This is a genomic window from Christiangramia marina, assembly GCF_048285865.1.
In the GTDB taxonomy this organism is placed as follows: domain Bacteria; phylum Bacteroidota; class Bacteroidia; order Flavobacteriales; family Flavobacteriaceae; genus Christiangramia; species Christiangramia marina.
Window position 1 is genome coordinate 216,594 of sequence record NZ_JBLVTK010000003.1, and the last position, 18,389, is coordinate 234,982.

General features: G+C 37.2%; 14 protein-coding genes. 9 read left to right on the top strand and 5 right to left on the bottom strand.

Annotated features, from left to right (window positions below):
- Positions 1–344 precede the first annotated feature (344 nt).
- A complete protein-coding gene (locus tag ACNKXS_RS11780) occupies positions 345–1,355 on the top strand; it encodes a zinc-binding alcohol dehydrogenase family protein (protein WP_417921014.1) in 1,011 nt (336 codons plus the stop codon).
- A gap of 58 nt (positions 1,356–1,413) precedes the next feature.
- On the opposite strand, the gene ACNKXS_RS11785 is transcribed toward ACNKXS_RS11780, so the two are convergent.
- The 3 genes from ACNKXS_RS11785 to ACNKXS_RS11795 all read right to left on the bottom strand — a co-directional run bounded on the left by ACNKXS_RS11785 (position 1,414) and on the right by ACNKXS_RS11795 (position 3,068).
- Positions 1,414–1,986, bottom strand: a complete 573-nt coding sequence (locus ACNKXS_RS11785; protein ID WP_417921015.1) for a Crp/Fnr family transcriptional regulator — start codon at positions 1,984–1,986, stop codon at positions 1,414–1,416.
- Between the two features lie 100 nt (positions 1,987–2,086).
- Positions 2,087–2,290, bottom strand: coding sequence for a dodecin family protein (locus tag ACNKXS_RS11790; RefSeq protein ID WP_141877763.1), 204 nt, complete (start codon positions 2,288–2,290; stop codon positions 2,087–2,089).
- A gap of 160 nt (positions 2,291–2,450) precedes the next feature.
- On the bottom strand, positions 2,451–3,068 hold the full coding sequence (locus ACNKXS_RS11795; protein ID WP_417921016.1) for a hypothetical protein: 618 nt from the start codon (positions 3,066–3,068) through the stop codon (positions 2,451–2,453).
- Positions 3,069–3,212: 144 nt separating this feature from the next.
- Between ACNKXS_RS11795 and upp the strand changes: the two genes are divergently transcribed.
- Positions 3,213–3,872, top strand: coding sequence for a uracil phosphoribosyltransferase (upp, locus tag ACNKXS_RS11800; RefSeq protein WP_298526024.1), 660 nt, complete (start codon positions 3,213–3,215; stop codon positions 3,870–3,872).
- On the opposite strand, the gene tamL is transcribed toward upp, so the two are convergent.
- Together tamL and ACNKXS_RS11810 are read right to left on the bottom strand one after the other, a co-directional pair.
- Positions 3,869–6,142 (bottom strand): translocation and assembly module lipoprotein TamL, encoded by a 2,274-nt coding sequence (gene tamL, locus ACNKXS_RS11805; protein WP_417921017.1) that lies wholly within the window; start codon positions 6,140–6,142, stop codon positions 3,869–3,871. The two genes, upp and tamL, sit on opposite strands and share 4 nt — an antisense overlap.
- Positions 6,132–11,165: a translocation/assembly module TamB domain-containing protein gene (locus ACNKXS_RS11810; protein WP_417921018.1), complete on the bottom strand. Its 5,034-nt coding sequence runs from the start codon at positions 11,163–11,165 to the stop codon at positions 6,132–6,134. Before ACNKXS_RS11810 ends, tamL begins: the two co-directional genes overlap by 11 nt.
- Positions 11,166–11,582: 417 nt before the next feature.
- Here ACNKXS_RS11810 and ACNKXS_RS11815 point away from each other — a divergent pair, with 417 nt between their 5' ends.
- The 7 genes from ACNKXS_RS11815 to ACNKXS_RS11845 all read left to right on the top strand — a co-directional run bounded on the left by ACNKXS_RS11815 (position 11,583) and on the right by ACNKXS_RS11845 (position 18,379).
- Complete coding sequence (locus ACNKXS_RS11815; RefSeq protein WP_141877768.1) at positions 11,583–12,431, top strand: OmpA/MotB family protein; 849 nt, start codon at positions 11,583–11,585, stop codon at positions 12,429–12,431.
- Between the two features lie 130 nt (positions 12,432–12,561).
- The gene (locus ACNKXS_RS11820) at positions 12,562–12,885 is read left to right on the top strand and encodes a hypothetical protein (protein WP_417921019.1); all 324 of its coding nucleotides are present in this window, start codon (positions 12,562–12,564) and stop codon (positions 12,883–12,885) included.
- A gap of 198 nt (positions 12,886–13,083) precedes the next feature.
- On the top strand, positions 13,084–13,590 hold the full coding sequence (locus tag ACNKXS_RS11825; RefSeq protein ID WP_417921020.1) for a DUF4402 domain-containing protein: 507 nt from the start codon (positions 13,084–13,086) through the stop codon (positions 13,588–13,590).
- A 201-nt stretch (positions 13,591–13,791) separates the two neighbouring features.
- Positions 13,792–14,271, top strand: a complete 480-nt coding sequence (locus tag ACNKXS_RS11830; protein WP_417921021.1) for a DUF4402 domain-containing protein — start codon at positions 13,792–13,794, stop codon at positions 14,269–14,271.
- A 92-nt stretch (positions 14,272–14,363) separates the two neighbouring features.
- Entirely contained in the window at positions 14,364–14,861 is a 498-nt protein-coding gene (locus ACNKXS_RS11835) for a DUF4402 domain-containing protein (protein ID WP_417921022.1), read from the top strand.
- A 25-nt stretch (positions 14,862–14,886) separates the two neighbouring features.
- The gene (locus ACNKXS_RS11840) at positions 14,887–15,693 is read left to right on the top strand and encodes a fimbrial biogenesis chaperone (protein ID WP_417921023.1); all 807 of its coding nucleotides are present in this window, start codon (positions 14,887–14,889) and stop codon (positions 15,691–15,693) included.
- Positions 15,680–18,379, top strand: coding sequence for a T9SS type A sorting domain-containing protein (locus ACNKXS_RS11845; RefSeq protein ID WP_417921024.1), 2,700 nt, complete (start codon positions 15,680–15,682; stop codon positions 18,377–18,379). The genes ACNKXS_RS11840 and ACNKXS_RS11845 overlap by 14 nt, the downstream gene beginning before the upstream one ends.
- The last annotated feature ends 10 nt before the right edge of the window (positions 18,380–18,389 follow it).

Consider the following 18,389-nt stretch of genomic DNA (forward strand, 5'->3'; position numbering starts at 1 on the left):
GGGTTTGTCCGGATCTTGCCATTCACTATAAATTAATTAATATTCGTTGAAAATCTCAATGCTTTGAACCAACTAAACGAATACCAGAAAAATTTAATGTGTAAGATTATCTTTTGTAGGATTTATTCAGAGAGCATAAGCCATTCTGGCCTGCACTAAAATTTTTACAAAGATAGTCATAGCAAATCAATTCTGAAAGCTTTAAATAGTCGAGTTCCGAAAATTTCCATTTTCAGAACTTTTACGTCAGAACATCACCTTCGGCTTACGCTAATATTATCGATAAAGGTTTAGTTGCAATTGAAGTAATTTTTGATTTAAATTATTATTTTGAAATAAAAATCATGAAAGCAATTGGATTTACAAGATCACTCCCTATCAGTAATAATGAAAGTTTGAATGAATATGAAATTGATATACCTTCCTGTAGTTCTAATGAACTTCTAGTAAAGATTAAAGCAATATCGGTGAACCCGGTTGATTATAAAGTAAGACAAAAATCGGCGGAAAATGAGGAGTTAAATGAACCAAAAATAATTGGATGGGATGCAGCCGGAGTTGTTGAGAATGTTGGCATTAATGTCGAGAACTTCAGTGTGGGAGATGAAGTATTTTATGCTGGTGACATAACGAAACCTGGTTGTTATGCAGAATATCAATGTATAGACGAGGCGATTGTAGCTAAAAAACCAGTCAAATTAAACTGGAAGGAATCAGCTGCTTTACCCCTTACCGCATTGACGGCCTGGGAATGTATTTTTGACAGGATGAACATTGCTGAAAATGACGGAATGGATGAGAAGGTACTCATTATTGGTGGTGCTGGTGGAGTAGGCTCTATTGCGATTCAAATTTTGAAAAAATTAACTCAGTTTGAAGTTATCGCAACAGCATCTCGAGAGGATACAGTTGAGTGGTGTGAAAAGATGGGTGCAGATCGAATAATAAATCACCATAAGTTGTTAGAAGAACTTAAGAATGAGAAAGACTCGATCTCATATATTCTTAATTTCGCAGATACATCGGGACATTGGGAAGCGATGACAAAACTAATCGCCCCACAAGGTCATATCGCTTGTATCGTTAATACTGCAGAGAATGTAAATCTTAATGTACTAAAGGAAAAAAGTGTAAGTTTTCACTGGGAATTGATGTTCACGAGACCAATGTTTAATACCAGGGATAAGTATAAGCAACATAAAATATTAGCGCGAATTGCTGAATTAGCAGATACTGGCAAGATCATATCGACTAAAAACAGAGAATTCCATGGTCTAAAAGCTGAAGTTTTTAGAGAGGTCCATAAGCTTCAGGAATCTGGCAAATCTATTGGTAAAAATGTAATTGAATTTTGAAAAAATCATGAACAGGTTTATCGAAGTCTGATCTCTATCTGGAACCAGACTCGATCCCTCAAGCAAGTTCTTTGCGAATCCTGCTAAGGCTCTCTGGCTTCATGCCAAGATAATTAGCGATATGATAGTTCTGGACACGCTTTTCAATTTCTGGATAGGTTTCGCAAAAATCCAGGTACCTTTCTTTATTCGATTTCTCAAGGGATGAAAGAATTCTTTTTCTAAGTGAAACAAATGCACCGGTGGTTTTTAGTCTGAAAAAACGTTCAAATTTCGGAATTCTAGCATATAGCTCTTCCAGAAGTGTACGATTTAACGATAATAACTTCGAGTCTTCGATTGCTTCAACGTAAAGCTTTGATGGTTGATTCGTAAAAAAAGCTTCGAAATCGCTGATCCACCAATCCTCTATGGCGAACTGGATAATATGCTTATTTCCCTGTTCATCCAGATAGTATGCGCGCAAACAACCTTCTACTACAAAATATTCGTTTTGTACTGTTTGTCCAGGTTTAATTAGAAGTTCTTTTTTAGATAGTGAAACTTCGGAAAGAATACTTCTAAACTCAGATTTCTCCAAATCTGAAAGATCAATTTCCCGGCTTATGTGATCTAAAATATTTGCAGGCATTTCTCAATTATTTGCATGCAAATTTAAGCTTTTATGCTTGAATGTATAAAAAAATGCCGGGCGCAAGCCCGGCATTTTTTAAATATATAAGTTTCTAAAACTAACTAGTTTTATCGAAAGATATCTTTGCATTTACAGCATAAGAAGTAATCTTGTCCCCATCTACATGAGCTTTCATCTCTTTAACATAGACCGATCTTATATTCTTTACCGTTTTTGCAGCTTCTGTAACTGCTTTCTGTACTGCATCATCAAAACTTTTTTCTGAAGCGGCAATCACTTCAATCACTTTTACAATTCCCATAATTTTAATTTTTATTGGTTAACTGATTTCAATTTACCAACTTAAAGAAGCTTTGGAAGAATGATTAACAGAAGATTGTCAAGGAACCTTAAGTTATTGTGAAATTATAGCTAGCAATCATACCAATACTTAATTAGTTTTCAATTAAACCGGGGATTTTTTAATTTTTGACTACGATCAATTCGGCTTTTGCGCCAGTAAGCAGGTTCCATTCTTTTTTAGCAAGCATCTCCCCCTTTTCGCTTAGAACACGTAACTCTGCAGTATTAGGACCAGAACTTCCCTGGTTGAGCGCTACAAATTGAATACTATTAAAGCCTTCCTGCAAGTTTACCAAAATCGGTTTAAAACCAGCCGTTAGTAAAACACTCGCTTCCACTAATTCACCATTTACAATGATCTGCACCTTATCACCATCTATAAACTGATGATCTCGGCAGTACACTTCCACAAATCTACCTTTTGTTACCACATTCCCAAGACTCTGATCAAATCTATATTCCTCTTTGACTTCAGCATCCTTCGCCCACTTCTCTTTCATGGCATCTGCTTCAGTAAGGAGATTATTAGGGTTTTTCCTAAGATCTATAGCTTTAGGCTTCTCTTTTAAAAACCGACTTTCTTTTTCAGTATTATCTCTCTTCAAGATAGGGAAACCTGTAGAATTTGATTCTTCAGCTTTAATAAGCCGACCGGTATTCGTGCTTCTTGGGATCTCAATTTGAGAATAGAGAGAAGCAGAGCTAATTATTAATAATATGAGTATCAATCTATTCATAGCAAATTGTTTAGATAGCATAATTATATCAAAAATACAGCCATTTTTGAAGATTAGTAAGAAAACGAACAAATTCCAGTTCGAGAGTGTTCTCAATAGTAAAATAAAAAAAGTAATTTTGAGTAATATAAAAGTCAGATTTACATGCAGGTTCACGAACTATCCCAAAATAATTCTATCGCCAACAAATTCATAAGTCAATTGAGAGACGTACATGTGCAAAAGGACCGCATGCGCTTCCGCAGAAATATTGAGCGATTGGGAGAGATCATGTCCTATGAACTTAGTCAGGAACTCAATTATCAAAAGCAGGCAATTGAAACTCCGCTTGGAACTTCTGAAATTGCCCAGCCAGATAATGAGGTTGTGATCTGTTCTATATTAAGAGCTGGTTTGCCGTTACACCAGGGAATCCTGAATTATTTTGATGATGCTGAAAATTCCTTTATTTCGGCTTACAGACATCATCCCGATAATGACGAAAATTTTGAAGTTCTAGTGGAATATATGGCTTCGCCTTCTCTGGAAGGTAAAACTCTCATTCTGGCAGATCCCATGCTTGCAACGGGGAAATCTTTTAGCAATGTTCTAAAAGCGATTGCGCCCATGGGAAAGCCCGCAAAAATTCATCTGGTTTCTGTTATTGGCTCTTCGGAAGGGATTGAGTTTTTAAAGACGGAGTTTCCTGAAAATTCTAAACTCTGGATCGCTACGATAGATAATGAACTGGATAAAAATGGTTATATAGTTCCTGGTTTGGGTGATGCCGGCGATCTTTGTTACGGTCAGAAACTTCAGCATTAAAAAGGATATCCAATAGCGAAATTAAACACCGGACTACCAAAATCATTCACCCACCTTTCACCTTGTGGCTCATTTGGATCGTGCATTGGAAAAGCGAGGTCGAATCTTATAACGAAACTCTGAATATCTATTCTTAAACCAGCTCCCGCACCAATTCCAAGTTCATTCAAAAAATCTGATTGAAATTGACCTTCCTCAAAACCAGTTTCTTCCTGAGATTTACTGTTCCATACATTTCCAGCGTCCACGAAAAATGCACCATTTAAATAGGTAACAATCGGAAACCTATATTCCGCATTGGCTTCAATTCGAATATTACCGGACTGGTCACGATATTGCTCACTGTCCTCTGCACCCTGAAAAGTACCTGGCCCCAGAGATCTGGTTCTAAAAGCTCTAACACTATATGGACCACCAGAAAAATATTGCTTACTAAATGGCATTACATCTGAATTTCCATAAGGAATTCCATAACCGCCGAATAATCTTGTGGCAATTAAACTTTTATTCTCAAATCTATAGTGATAGCGAAAGTCCATGTCCAGTTTAGCAAATTGGGCATAATCCAGTCCAAAAACTTCATCTTTGCCTTCCTCATTTTCAGAACCTATAAGGCTCATACTATTACCCGCAATATCAAAGTTCGAATTGAGGTAAAATACGTGCTTTTTCGAAGCATCTATCATTCCATTATAGGTAAAGGAATAAGTTAGACCTGCTATAAATTCCTGGTCGAAACTACTTTCTAGAAGTGGGTTCTCATCCAGTATTGTTAAAAATTCTTCGCTTTCATTACCGAGTCTAATGAAGTTAAGATCTATTGGATTTAATTCATGAGTGACATATCTGTTTGCATTCCAGAAATAACCAAAGGCAGCGTTTAGACTCGTAAGCGTGAATAGCTGAGCTCTCTTTAGATAATCTCCACCCAGACTTATCCTGGTTTTCGGAATATCATATCTAAAAAAGTTATTATTAAACTCTATAGGGAAAAGAAGACGTGGTACAATTAGATCGTTACTAAGGGCAAAATTTAAAGAATTTCTTCCTGGAATTCCTCCATCTCCAAGCTGAACTTCATATCCAAAATTAGCTGAGATATCCAGTCGCTCCCCACCTTTAAACAGGTTTCTATTAGAAAAGGTTACTCCAAGATGCGGACCTGCAAAATTGTTGGATTTTGTCAAAGCCTGTAGTTCTGCTTTGATTGCACGCTTTTTTAAAGGTGATAGAAAAATATTTGCTTCAAGCAGACCAATACTATCCACGGCCACGGTATCTACTTCATCATACCTTATGTTTACGAATTTATAAGAGCCTATAGTTCCTAATCTTCTACTAGTAGCTCTTGAAGCTTCCGGACTAAAATTATCTCCTGTTTCAATAAGCAGGTATGGATCTAAATACTTCGGTTTGAAGAACAGTTCATCCTGGAAGTAGTTTTTATCCTCAAAACGCTTATAATTATTGGTAACGCTATCTTCATCTACATTGTAATTTGCATATACATTTACGTTCGAAATCCTGTAAGGAATAACAGATTTTGCAGGAACATCCTTCTTAAGTCTAAGAAACAGATCAAATTTTTTCTTATCGTATTGATTTGTATCGGCTTCAAAAATTAAAAAGCCGGGATTGAAGTTATAATATCCTTCACCTTTAAGAAAAAGATCGATACGTTCTCTCTCCAATTTTAACTTCGGAAGATCAAATCTCATCCCATCTTCCAGCAATGTCTTTTCCAGATTACTTTTGATCTCGCGATACACTAACAAGGTGTCATTATCAAGCTGATATGTAGCCATGGTGTAAGGCTCTGGCACATTAAGATCATAATTTACAGAAGCTGTTTTAGCATCTTCATCTTTTAATTCTTCTGAAGTTACATTCGAATAAAAGAAACCTCTGTTTTCCAATCTATTCAGAAGTAATTCCTCAGTATTTTCAAGATCAACATCTGAAAGATAGACCGGTTCCTCTCCTAATTTTTTGTTTAAAAATTTATTGATGATTCCCGGCTTTTCGCGTTGTGCTTTATAGTGAAAGTAAAGTCCCGGTCTCATTCCCAGGATTTGCGCGTTCGGTTCTGGTCTTAGAACACTCTGCAACTCAGCTTTTAATTGAGGTTCCTCTTTAATTACAGTATCAGATTCTATACTGATCTCGGCACCGGTATAAAGTGATTCTTCTTCAGGTATAAATTTTTCCACGCTGCAGGACTGAAATAGTGCCAGAGCTATAAATATGTTTACTGAAATTCTAATTTTCATTTTCTGTGCTTTCTGTACCTTCTGAACTTTCGGTGTCTTCAGGTTCTTTCTTTTCCTTCTTTACTTCTTCCATCACCGCCTTCTCAAACATGTTCTTGAACTTGTTAAATTCTTTGGTGAAAATTAGGGAAATACCACTCACTACCAACTGCCCGTCGATCACATTTTCGTACTGACTTCTACTGAAACCTTTCAATCTCCAGATACCATTTTCATCAAGAAGGTAGGAAATACTTACATTTCCTATAACCGGACTTGCCTCCTGCCCTGCCTGGTTACCTCCCTGAATATCTACGGCACTTCCCACTTCTACGATCAACCTGTCCTCAAGAAATGCTTTCTGAGCACTAATATCTAATTGCGTACGATCCTGAGGTCCATTATCACCCTGGTAATCTGTATAACTATCAAGATTAAAATTCAATTGCAGTCCGCTGTTACCAAGTACTTTGCTTGATAACATGTTTAACTGGTCTGATAATGCGCTGTTCAGGTTATCTCTGGCTACATCCATGGTGCCACCACCTGCACCTGTACTTCCGCCTTCCGGAAAGAACCTGTTTAGAACGAGTAATGAAAACACCTGTTTATTCAACTCCTGTTCCTGGCTGTTCAATTGCTGAACTCTGTTATATACTTCTCCGCTAATTGCACCACGTTCATCTTCTGGCATATCTAATCCAAAGGAAATTTTTGGAGCCATAAGATCTCCGTTTACGTTTAGATAAACCAAAAAAGGAAGTTCCTGTCGATACATTCCTTCATCACTTGGATCTACAGCGGTTAAACTTGACGAAAGTAATCCTGAAGCTGCAGTTTCAACATTGTATATAGCTCTTACATCCAGTTGGGCATCAAAAGGATCTCCCGCCCAGGAAACACGACTTCCATCTGCTATGTCAAATCTCCTTTTAACAAGGTTATAGAGACTCATCTCATAATACCCATCGTTAATATTGTAAATTCCCGTAAGGGCTGTTCTACCGTTTGGATACATATTAAAGATAAAATCTCCTTCTCCCTGAACCTGGAAAATATCACCAGTTTCCTGGTTGATAATCACATTAAATTTTGCTCCTTCATTTACGGTCAACCTGGTGAAGATATCATAACCAGAAACTACATAGCTTTCTTCTTCAGTTTCAGTTAGAATATCGTTCGGGTTTTCCTTATTCACAAAAATAACGATACCGTCCCTTTCCTTCATTTGAAGTTCGGTTTCTGGTACCACATAAGTAAGATTTGTACTTTTTCGTACATCAACATTCATGGTGACTTTGGGTAAAGTAAGATCCCCCTTAATTTGAGCATCCACATCAACAACTGCAGTTCCGTAAAAAAGGTCATTATCCTCTTCCGTAGAATTAATAAGTTTAAAGTTTTCTGCCTGAACATCTAGATCAAACCCTGGATTTAAAAAGGTTGGAGTTGTGACTTCTCCATTGACAACGATTGAATTACTTTCAGAATCAACGATCTCAAAGTTATTAAAATATACACCCTGATTATCCATATCAAGCTGCTCATCTGGCAAGGTAAATTGAGAATCGAGCATCGCAATATTAAATGAAGCAGCGTCAAATTGCAGATTTCCTTCATAAACCGGCTCTAATAAAGTTCCGTTGAGTTTGAAATTCCCGCTGAAGCTTCCATCGGCATTTTTAATCTCTCCCTGGGAAAAACCTTCCAGGGCAGTCATACGAATTTCATTCAAATCAAGATTTAGATCCAGTTTTGCTGAAGGTTCAGCAGCGATATAAGAACCAACAAGATCCAGGTCGATCTCCCCACCTTTCATCGCCATCTCGAAATCATACTGACTAAATCCAGAAGAGTTCCCCTGTAAACTAAGAGTGCCCATGTCCACGCCTAGCATAGATAATTTGTTGATCTCCATATCTGCCAGGAGACCTGTCTCTCCAAAAGGTTCTTCATATACGATGTTTCCGTTCACCTGACCTTGTGCCAGCTTCTCTTCAGGATTCAGATAACTCAAAAGTGCGGCTAACTTAAAGTTTTTAAAGTCAAGGCTTAAGTGCTCTTTTTCAACACCGGGTTTATCATTGCTTATGCGCATTTCCTGATCTTCTCTAAACAGTCTAAAGTTCTGGAAATTTAGATAGCCCGTATCAAAACTCAGCATATTCGAATCCTCTATTTGCCATGGATTACCATTTAAAATCAGGTCTTTATTATCGATATGAAATTGCAAGGTATCACCCTGGAAATTCAATTGTGAAGTAGCGTGAACAACCTGGATAGTGTCATAAACCGAGGTGAATTCAAGATTCAATTTTCTACTCTGAACATCACCTCCAATTATGGTACGTTTTATAGCCAGCGGACCGGTATTTAATTCTTTGAATGCGAACTCGAATTTTAGATCCTGTGGATTGGATCTAAAATCCAGTTTTAAACTATCGATCTCACTATTGAAGTAATTCACAAAGGGTACATCGATATTGGCATCCAACCTTCTTTCAGATTCTGCAAAGTCAACATCTATATTAACCGTATCCAGTTTTTGCAGATTAATGAGAAACACTTCTGTTAGTATTGGTGCTTCACTAATCTTCGCATTGATCTTCATATTGACAGGATTGAAAATAGAGTCCTCCCTATAATTTTCAGTAATATATCTCTTGAAATGCCGATCTATGGCTGCTGAAAAGGCTGCAGGTGTCGCATTAGATTTAAGGTCAAGATTCAGAATTCTGTTATTAATGTCTACGGAAGTAGTATCCTGTCTTACAAATGCATCTGCTTTAAAGCTACCTAATAAATAGGCTTTGTTATTATAAACCGCTACTCCATCAATGATCTCGGCTTCAAGTTCATATTCCGAAGAATTTCCTTCAAACCAGCCCTGTAATTCGAATGCGGCTTTAATTGTTTTTTGAGTGATTCCCAGAGCTTCCAGATCTGCACCATCCAGGTATAAGCTAAAATCTACTCTCGGAGAAACAGAATCTAAGGCAACATCCAATTGCGCTTCCATGTCCAGATTTGAGTCTTGATACATTAGGTTTATAGGTCCCTTTCCGTTTTCGAGTTCCCCGGTTATATCGATCTGTCTGAATTCGTATCCGTTATATGTAAAACTCTCTATTGTTGAATCAAGACTCGCATTAAGATCTGCTACAGAATTTCCACTTCCGGTAAGTTTTATATCTATTTGCAAATCTCCAAGGGCTTCATTTTGAAGTAATCTTCCTAGAGATATTCCATCACCCTGGACTTCTGCATCAAAAGCGATCTGATCTCCAAATTCAAAGTTCCCATTAACGTTAATATTACCATCGGTAGTAGCGATCTTAGCATTCGTGCTCACCTTTTCCATATTACCTCTAAAACTTCCATTAATACTGATCTTTTTTGGAATTTGCATCCCAAGATCAGCTTCGCTTACAAAGTTTTGTAGATCTTTTCGAGTGGAAGAAAGTCTAACATTTGGAAGATTAAAACTTAAATTTTCTGGGTCCTGAGCATTTACGATACTGCCGCTACCTTGAATGGTCGTATTTCTCCAGCGTAAATTTAGATTTGACAGGTTTAGATTATTAACTTTCCCATTAATGGAAAGATTTCCTTTAACTGGTGATTTTGCCAGGTTTTTTAAATATTCGTTCTCTCTAAGATCTGGCTGAAATCTGAAGAATTCGCTCAGCTCTAAATTTATGTCTGAAAGATCAGCCTGCAGACTGGCTTTTCCTGGATCTTTCATCAAGGCATCCAGGTCATTGTACTTAAGCTGTAGATCTCCGTTGAAACTGTTCCCAATTCCGTCGAAAGTAATATCTGTGAGTTGTATCTGTTCTTTGGTAAGTTCAGCTTTAAGATTGAATTGATCTATCTCAATACCAGAAGCTTCCGAAAAATTGAATTCTGTAATATTTAAACTCGCATTTTCAGGTGCGTAAGAAATATTAGAAGCCTGTAAATCAAGATCCTTAATTTTCAGAATATCTGGGTTAAAAGTTCCTTTCTGTACCTGAGCTCCATTCACGCGGTAGAGAATGTTATTATTAGAAAGGTCTATTTTCTCAACATTGATCTTCCATTCGGGCCACGTAAAAGCTTCAGTTGCACCACTCTCCTGCTCATCTGTTGTTGCTGAAGTAGTATTTTGCTGTAGTACAAGTATAATATCTGAATCATGAAGTTTCAGCAATTCAGAAGAGATAATGCTATCCTTTAAATTGAAATTCGACTGACTTGTTTCCAGCAAATTAATTTTCATATCTGCTGAAATAGAATCGGGACTGGAATTATAACTGGCCCGAACGTCACTAAGATTTAGTTTTCTAACTTCAAAAACAGGTGCGGGACTTGTTTCACCTTCAGAAGGAGGAAAAGGCTTCGTTTGATTATAGGTGACCTGCGCGTTATTTAGAATAGCTTCTTCGACTACAAAAGCCATATTGGTAAGATCTGTTTTAGCAAAAGAAAGCTGAAGTTCACTAAATTTTGCCTTGGTATCTATACCACTCACCTTATCTACGTAATCGACATCAAATTCTTTCAGATCAAATTCCCCAAGAGATATCTGCATACTTGAACTAGTCGTATCGGCCGGGGTGGTTGCAGTTTGTGTGGTATCTGAAGCAAATGCCTTCATTAGAACCTCATAATTAAATCCCGTGATAGAATCTTCCCGAATAATATTAGCACGAACACGACGAGCTTCCAAAGCGTCCAGAATGAATCCATTTCCTTTTATGAGAGGCATAAAAGGGATATTCGCAGTTATATGTTCACTATATACAATGGTATCGCCATCTGGATGTTCGATATAAAGATCATCAACTTCGATATTTCCGTTAAATTGAATATAGATTCTTTCCAGGTCGATCTTAGCTCCACTCTTCTTTTCTATGGAGGATATAAACTTGTCTTTTATAATATTCTGTCCCCAGGGACTTCTTACGAATAGAAGGATAAGAACTAACAAAATGAGAATCCCCAGAAAGATCTTCCCAATTATTTTTAAAATCTTGATAAAGCGTGCTTTGGCTGTGCTCAAAAAACTGAAATTTAGAAGTTTCCAAAGTTATCGTTTAGATGTATTACGGCGAAGTTATTGCGCAATGTTTACTAATAAACTTCTGTTAAATGTCTATAGAATATGTTATGAACCTTCTCAATCTGGAATTTAATGAGCTTAAATTGTAGAAATTGTCACCAAATTGGAGTGATAATCTACACAATTACAATATGAATCTGCTATCCAAATTCAGGAAAGCCTGTTATTCAATTTCATTTGATAAATGAAACCAAAATACTTCAAACCGCTTGTTTCCAGAGACTAAGTGGTCGCAGCCGCTAAGTTTTAGAGCGAATTATCGGAAGCAGGAAGCAGCATTATTGTTTCATATGGCATTATTGTAGCAAGATGTGAAAAGTATTAACTAAATAAGAATACTAAGAATTAAACTAAATTATGAGAAAAGTAATCACAGCTACCGTATTAACCGCAGGTCTTTTGACCTCATGTGTTTCTAAAAAGAAATATGTTGAATTGGAAGGTCAACTTAATGATACAAGAAGTACACTTCAAAAAACACAGGTTGAGAAAGAAGAAATTGAAGAAAAGTATGCACGTATAGAAGAACGTGTTGCCGATTATAATTCCAAAATTAATTCACTTAGAACGGAGAATGAAGGAATGATGGAGATGAATGATCTCACCGTAATGTCTAAAAAGACAAAAGAGAAGATGAAATCCACTATTGCTAAGATCGATCCTGAAAAGGTGAAAGGAGCAGAAACTTTAGAGGATAGTATTAACCTTGCCGTTTCATATAATCTAAAGCAGAATATTTCTGAAGGAGCTGATGCAGATGATATTGATATCAATGTAGATGAAACCGTTGTGATGATCAATGTTTCAGATAAATTATTATTTGGTAGCGGAAGTTACAGGGTAACAAAAGAAGCTCAACCACTACTGAAGAAATTAGCTGAAGTGATTAACAGCGAACCAGCTATGGAAGTTATGATCGAAGGTCATACCGATGATAGAACTATGGTGAAAGAATCTTACCTTCAGGATAACTGGGATCTAAGTGTTCGAAGAGCAACTTCAATTGTGAGAATTCTGCAGGATAAATATAATGTAGAGCCTTCGAAATTAATTGCTGCCGGAAGAAGTAGTTACCAACCATTAGTTGATAATACTAATAAAGACAATATGGCTAAAAACAGAAGAACCCGAATCGTAATTATCCCAAATCTGGATAAATTCTTTGCGATGCTGGAATCTGATGGGACTATGGCTGATACTGAATAGATCATCTATTTATATACATACTATTGAAAGAGAGCTTCGGCTCTCTTTTTTTATTTCCATTAACTGTAGATTAACTTCCTATTCACGGTATCTCCGAAAATCGCTTCGTATATTCCATAAAACTGAAATTATGAAAAAAGTAAAGACAGAATCCAGTAGTTCGAAATTAGTACAGTCAGATAATAAAGATCTTCCATACAATCCTGAGATCACAAAAGAGGATAAAGAAGCCTTGAATGAGAAAGGTAGAAGTATGAATAAAGGACAGGATAAGGATCTTGATCAAAAAGAGCAAGTAAATTTTACGCCCGATGAAATTGACATTCCAGCGAGTAACGATACGAAACCAGAAGACAAAACACACCTGGTAGATGAGGAAAATATGCAATTCAATAAGAAAGGCGCTAATGCGGAAAATGAGAAATCAGGTGAAAACTTAAGTTCTTCTAATTAATATCCAGATAGTTACACGAGAATAAACCGCTGCTTGTCAGCGGTTTATTTTTGTTTATATCATCATTCGATTCTGATTCCTGTTAAAAAAATTAAGATTCCTCGCTAAAATGTTACTGAATTGTTAAATATAAATGTATTTCATCGATATTACCGTGTTCTTTATCGATGTTTTGTGTTGTTTATCTATATTTGAAATATGAAAAGAAGTTTTGTAAAATATTTATTTAGCCTTTTAATGTTTGTAAGCACCTATGAATCGGTAGCACAAAATAGTGCTACCGCAACTTTTACAGCTTCCGTTACCATCGTTGAACCTATAACTTTACAAACAACTCGCAATATGAATTTCGCTGATGTGGATGCCCAGTATGGAGGTCAGGTAACTCTAAATACTGATGATAGCAGAACTGCAAATGGCGGAGCGATTCTTAAGAATTCCACTAGTGCAACAGCTGCAAACCTGAAAGTTAGCGGCCAAAATGGTTATGCATACAGCGTACAGATTCCAGAGCAAAATATTAAATTAAGCAATGGTTCCACAGAGATCATCCTTAAAGATTTCAAAACAGATATTGATACGCAAACCTTAGATAAGGATACACAAATTATTAAGGTTGGCGCCACTTTAGAATTACAACCTGGATTAGATCCAGGGATTTACAGCAGCTCTACTCCTATAGCTGTAGTAGTTAGTTATAATTAAAAAATTGTGCGTAGGCTAATACTTACAAGCAGTTGCGATTTGAGATTTCATTAAAATTTTATAAATATGTTAATCTCTATCCACTCGTCGACACTAAAAAGCTACTCAACGATTATTTCATTCATTTCATCGAATAAGTTTGTTTGTAGGACTTCAATAAAGTCATCTTTACCAAACTAACAAACCAAAAACCTACTCGTTATGAAAAGAATTGCGCTACTAGCAATGTTACTTGTGTCCGCACTTGGATACTCTCAAGGATCATCAAATGCTACTGCCACTACAAATGCAGTAATTGTAAGTCCTCTAAAAGTTGTAAAAACAAACGATCTTAATTTCGGTAAGATCATAGGTTCTGCTGCAGGTGGAAACGTTTCCATTGCCGCGGATGCTGCAGGTACTAGAACCATCGCTTCAGATATGGATGCACCAACTTCAGACAATCAAGCCGCTTCTTTCGATATTACAGGAGGTGATCTAACTTATACAATTACTTTAGAGGCTTCGGATTTAACGGCTACAGGTCAAACAAGTATGGAATTGACTCCAGTAACAAATCTTGCTGGAACAACTTCTTCAGGAACTCAGACGATATATGTTGGAGGAACCCTTGCGGTTAACCCTGATCAAGGAGTTGCAACATATGCTGGTAACGTTAAAGTTACTGTGAGTTACGAATAAACAAATCATTTCATTGATACTATTAATAGGAAAACGCCGTCATCGAAAATGGCGGCTTTTTTTATCATTTTGTTTAATTGTACGTTCCATTCATGAAAAGATTTTACTACTCTTTGCTTCTTGTTGTATCTACAGGCTACTCATTTGCTCAGGTTTCTGCAAGTGCAGTTATAAATTCAACTGCTGCAGTCGTTGAACCTATTGAAATTACAAAAAGCGTAGATCTACATTTTGGTAATGTGATAAGTGGGTATAATCCCGGTAGAGTAATTCTATCTCCGGAAGGGAGTAGAACAGCTTATGGACTTCAATTATCGCCCGGGAATCCTGGACAGGTGAGTGCTGCTGAAGCCATTGTAAAGCATGGCAGCTATAATTATTCTATTACCCTGCCGGAAAACTTTAAACTATTTAATGAGAATAATCCAAATCAATTTCTCCTAATAAATGAATTCACGGCCATTCCTGAACTATCTGGAGATGATCTCGATATACTTAAAATTGGAGCAACTTTAAACCTCGAAGCCAATCAGGCTGCAGGATTTTACACGAACTCCTCCGGATTTAATGTAACGGTAAGTTATAATTAATCATTCCTGGATTAAATGCCACCCCATGCAATTAAAATCTATCTTTTTCCTTTCTTTTCTTTTAATTACTGTCGTGTCTAAAGCACAGGGTGATCTTATGATCATGCCAAAACGAGTGGTATTTGACGGTAACCAACGGAGTCAAGAAGTGAATCTCGTAAATACAGGTACTGATACTGCCTCCTACGCTATATCCTTTATTCAGTATAAAATGAAAGAAGCTGGAGGCTTTGTAGAAATTACTGAACCAGAGGAAGGACAGTTCTTTGCTGATAAGAATTTGAGATACTATCCACGCAGAGTAAGACTGGCGCCGAATGAGGCGCAAACTGTAAAATTGCAAATTACTAAGTCCAGTGAACTTGAGAACAGGGAATATAGATCGCATCTTTACTTTAGAGCGATCGAGAAGCAAACTGCATTAGGCAGCGACGAAGCTCAAAATAATCAAAATGGTATTTCTCTGAATATTAAAACGGTCTTTGGAATTAGTATACCTGTGATCATTAAAGTGGGGACATCTACAACCAAAATTGAACTTACCAACTTAGCATTGAACAGGGATACCCACAAGCTAAGTATGGATCTTGATAGAAGCGGTAACATGTCTACCTATGGTAATCTCCGTGTAATGCATCATTCAGAAGTTGGCGACCCGGTATTGGTTGGGCAGGTAAAGGGTATTGCGGTATATGCTCCTAACCCTAAGCGTCGCTTTAGCTTCGAATTACAGGACACAGAGCAGATCGATCTTTCCAAGGGATCACTGCATATAATTTATGAAACTGAAGAAGGTGATGTAATGGGAAAAAAGGTTTTTGATCTTGAATAAACCAATGCTCTTCTCTCGCCTCAGAAATCTTTATGTCTTTTTTATTTTTATCTTCCTCGCAAACGAATCGTTTGCTCAGGATGCTTTTACAATCAATGGCCTTCATACGGTACTTCTAGACTCAACTGAAGAATACTCTTCTGTAACTTTACCCAGAAATGATAGCCATCTTATTGTAAATGGAACGTTACTGGTCTATGGCGATTTAGACATGTCTGGAAACAAATCGCAGTTCACCATGGGTCCGGATGCAGTAGTGATCGTATACGGGAATTTTATTGGAAGTAATAAGGTTGATATAAGTATTTCATCCTATTTAATCGTGATGGGTGATTTTACAAGAACCTCAGGATCAGATCAGGCCTCCATAGATATCGATGATGGGAATGTGTATATTTTCGGTGTTGTTGATGGCTGGCAGGATGATTTTGCCAGCTGTGATGACTATGCAGGAGATACCACAGGAGTTGCTGAAACAGATTGTGATTATGGGTCTGAAGATAGTTTTGAAGACAACATTTCAGACTTCCCTCCTGCAATAGCAGATAAACTCAATTGTTTTGATCTGGTTAGTCCGGGCAACCAGGTGGGTTGTACTGGTTCTTCGGTTAGCTTTATCACCCAGGTTACCAGTGATCAGCAATTTAGTTACCAGTGGCAACAAAAAACTCCCGGAGATACTAGTTATACAGATATCGATGGTGAAACGACGAAAGATCTAATCCTAACAAATATTTCAAGCGATCTGGAAGGAGTTTTATACAGGGTTAGAGTTAAAGCTATTCCAGATTCTCCAGGTAGAAGTGTGAATGGGTGTAAAGTAACATTTTCGAAGCCAGCACTAATCATCATTAACGAACTCTTCGAATGGTCTGGGGCTGTTGGGAATGACTGGAATGATCCATTAAACTGGTTGTGTGAGACCCTACCCACCCAGGAAACAGATGTTACGATTCCACAGGGATTGCAGAATTATCCAATCCTGGATAATGGTGCTGCTGCAAAAGTTCGAAATATGATTCTGGAGGACGGCAGCAAATTGGAAGTTTTGAATAATACTCTGGAGATATATGGTGAAATATCAGGTCCCGGGCAAATCGATGTAGATTCCGGCACGTTGGCTTTCAAAGGAAGCACGCTTCAACTTATAAATAATACGATAATCCAGGAAGGTACAATCCTTAATCTTGAGATTGACAATGCTACCCAGGTTAACAATAATTCGAACCTTGATATTCTTGGGTGGCTAAAAATAACCCGCGGAACCTTCACTACAAGTGACTCGGTCACTTTAGTTAGCAATAATGAACAAACTGCCCTTATTGATGGATCTGGAACAGGAACTATTAGCGGCAGTATCAAAATGCAGCGTTACCTTGAAACTGCTTCGGGTTACAAATATTTTGGAAGTCCTTTCAGCAACTCCAGGATTGGTGATTTTGGTGCATATGTAAGTTTAGGCTCAGACTTTCCCAATGTTTATCAATATAATGAAGGGAAAAAGGATGCTGATGGAAATGAACTTACTGGCTGGGAGGCTTATGATGTCGCTACAAACGCGATGAATCCACTCGAAGGTTATGCCTTCAATTTTGGTACAGAAAATTTACCCGTTTACATAGAATTAGAGGGAAATGTGAATAATGGCTCCATCAGCAGAGGTCTTAACAGTATCCACGGAAAATATACCAAAGGTTTTCACCTGGCAGCAAATCCTTATCCCTCTCCTATTGACTGGAATAAGGTTTCTGCTATGACCACTAACATTGACAATGCGGTTTATTTTTTCAACTCTACCAATGGCGAGCAATACGAAGGCACTTACTCCTCGTACGTTGCTGGTGTAAGTTCTACTGGTGAATCCGGAGGCGTAATACCTTCAATGCAAGGGTTTTTTATACATGCGACCAATGGGGCCTCGAGTTCAAATCTATCTATGGATAACTCGGTAAGAATTAATGATTTCACACAAGCATTTTATAAACAGAAGGAACAGGATATAACACTTGCCCGTATCACCGCAAGCTTCACTTCTTCCATTGCTGAAGATGCTATTGTTCTCTATGATGATCATCATGCAACTGAAAAGTTTGATAAGCAGAAAGACGCTTTAAAACTTATGAATATGAATACTAAGGTTCCTAATCTATATATAATTACTGAAGATAGACTGGAAGCAAGTATCAAATCTCTAGTGCTATCTGAAGAAAATAATAAAGATCAGATCCCAATAGGACTGAATCTCCAACAAAGTGGTGCCATTGAGTTCAGGTTGAAGGATCTGAAAAACTTTTCTGGTCAGACTTCCATTTATCTGGTAGATAAATATAGAAATACGGTAACAGATTTGAGAGATGAAATTTACCAGGTTAATCTTTCAGAAGGTTTAATAAATGATCGTTTCTACCTGAGTTTTGGTACCGGAAAGCTGCAACCAACAGAAATTATAATAGAACCTTTTATTCTGAAAAGTGATCAGGGTTCAATTGGCGTAAGAATGAATGTACATGTGGGGGAAGAAGGTACTATCAGTCTGAGCAATTTAAATGGAAAGATACTTCAGCATTATCCCGCTTCGGCCAATACTGAATTAAGTTTTGATCAAATTATAAGTACCGGAGTATATCTTGTTACTTATACTTCAGAAGCCAGAACATTTACAAAGAAAGTAATCGTGAGAAAATAATTATATGCAA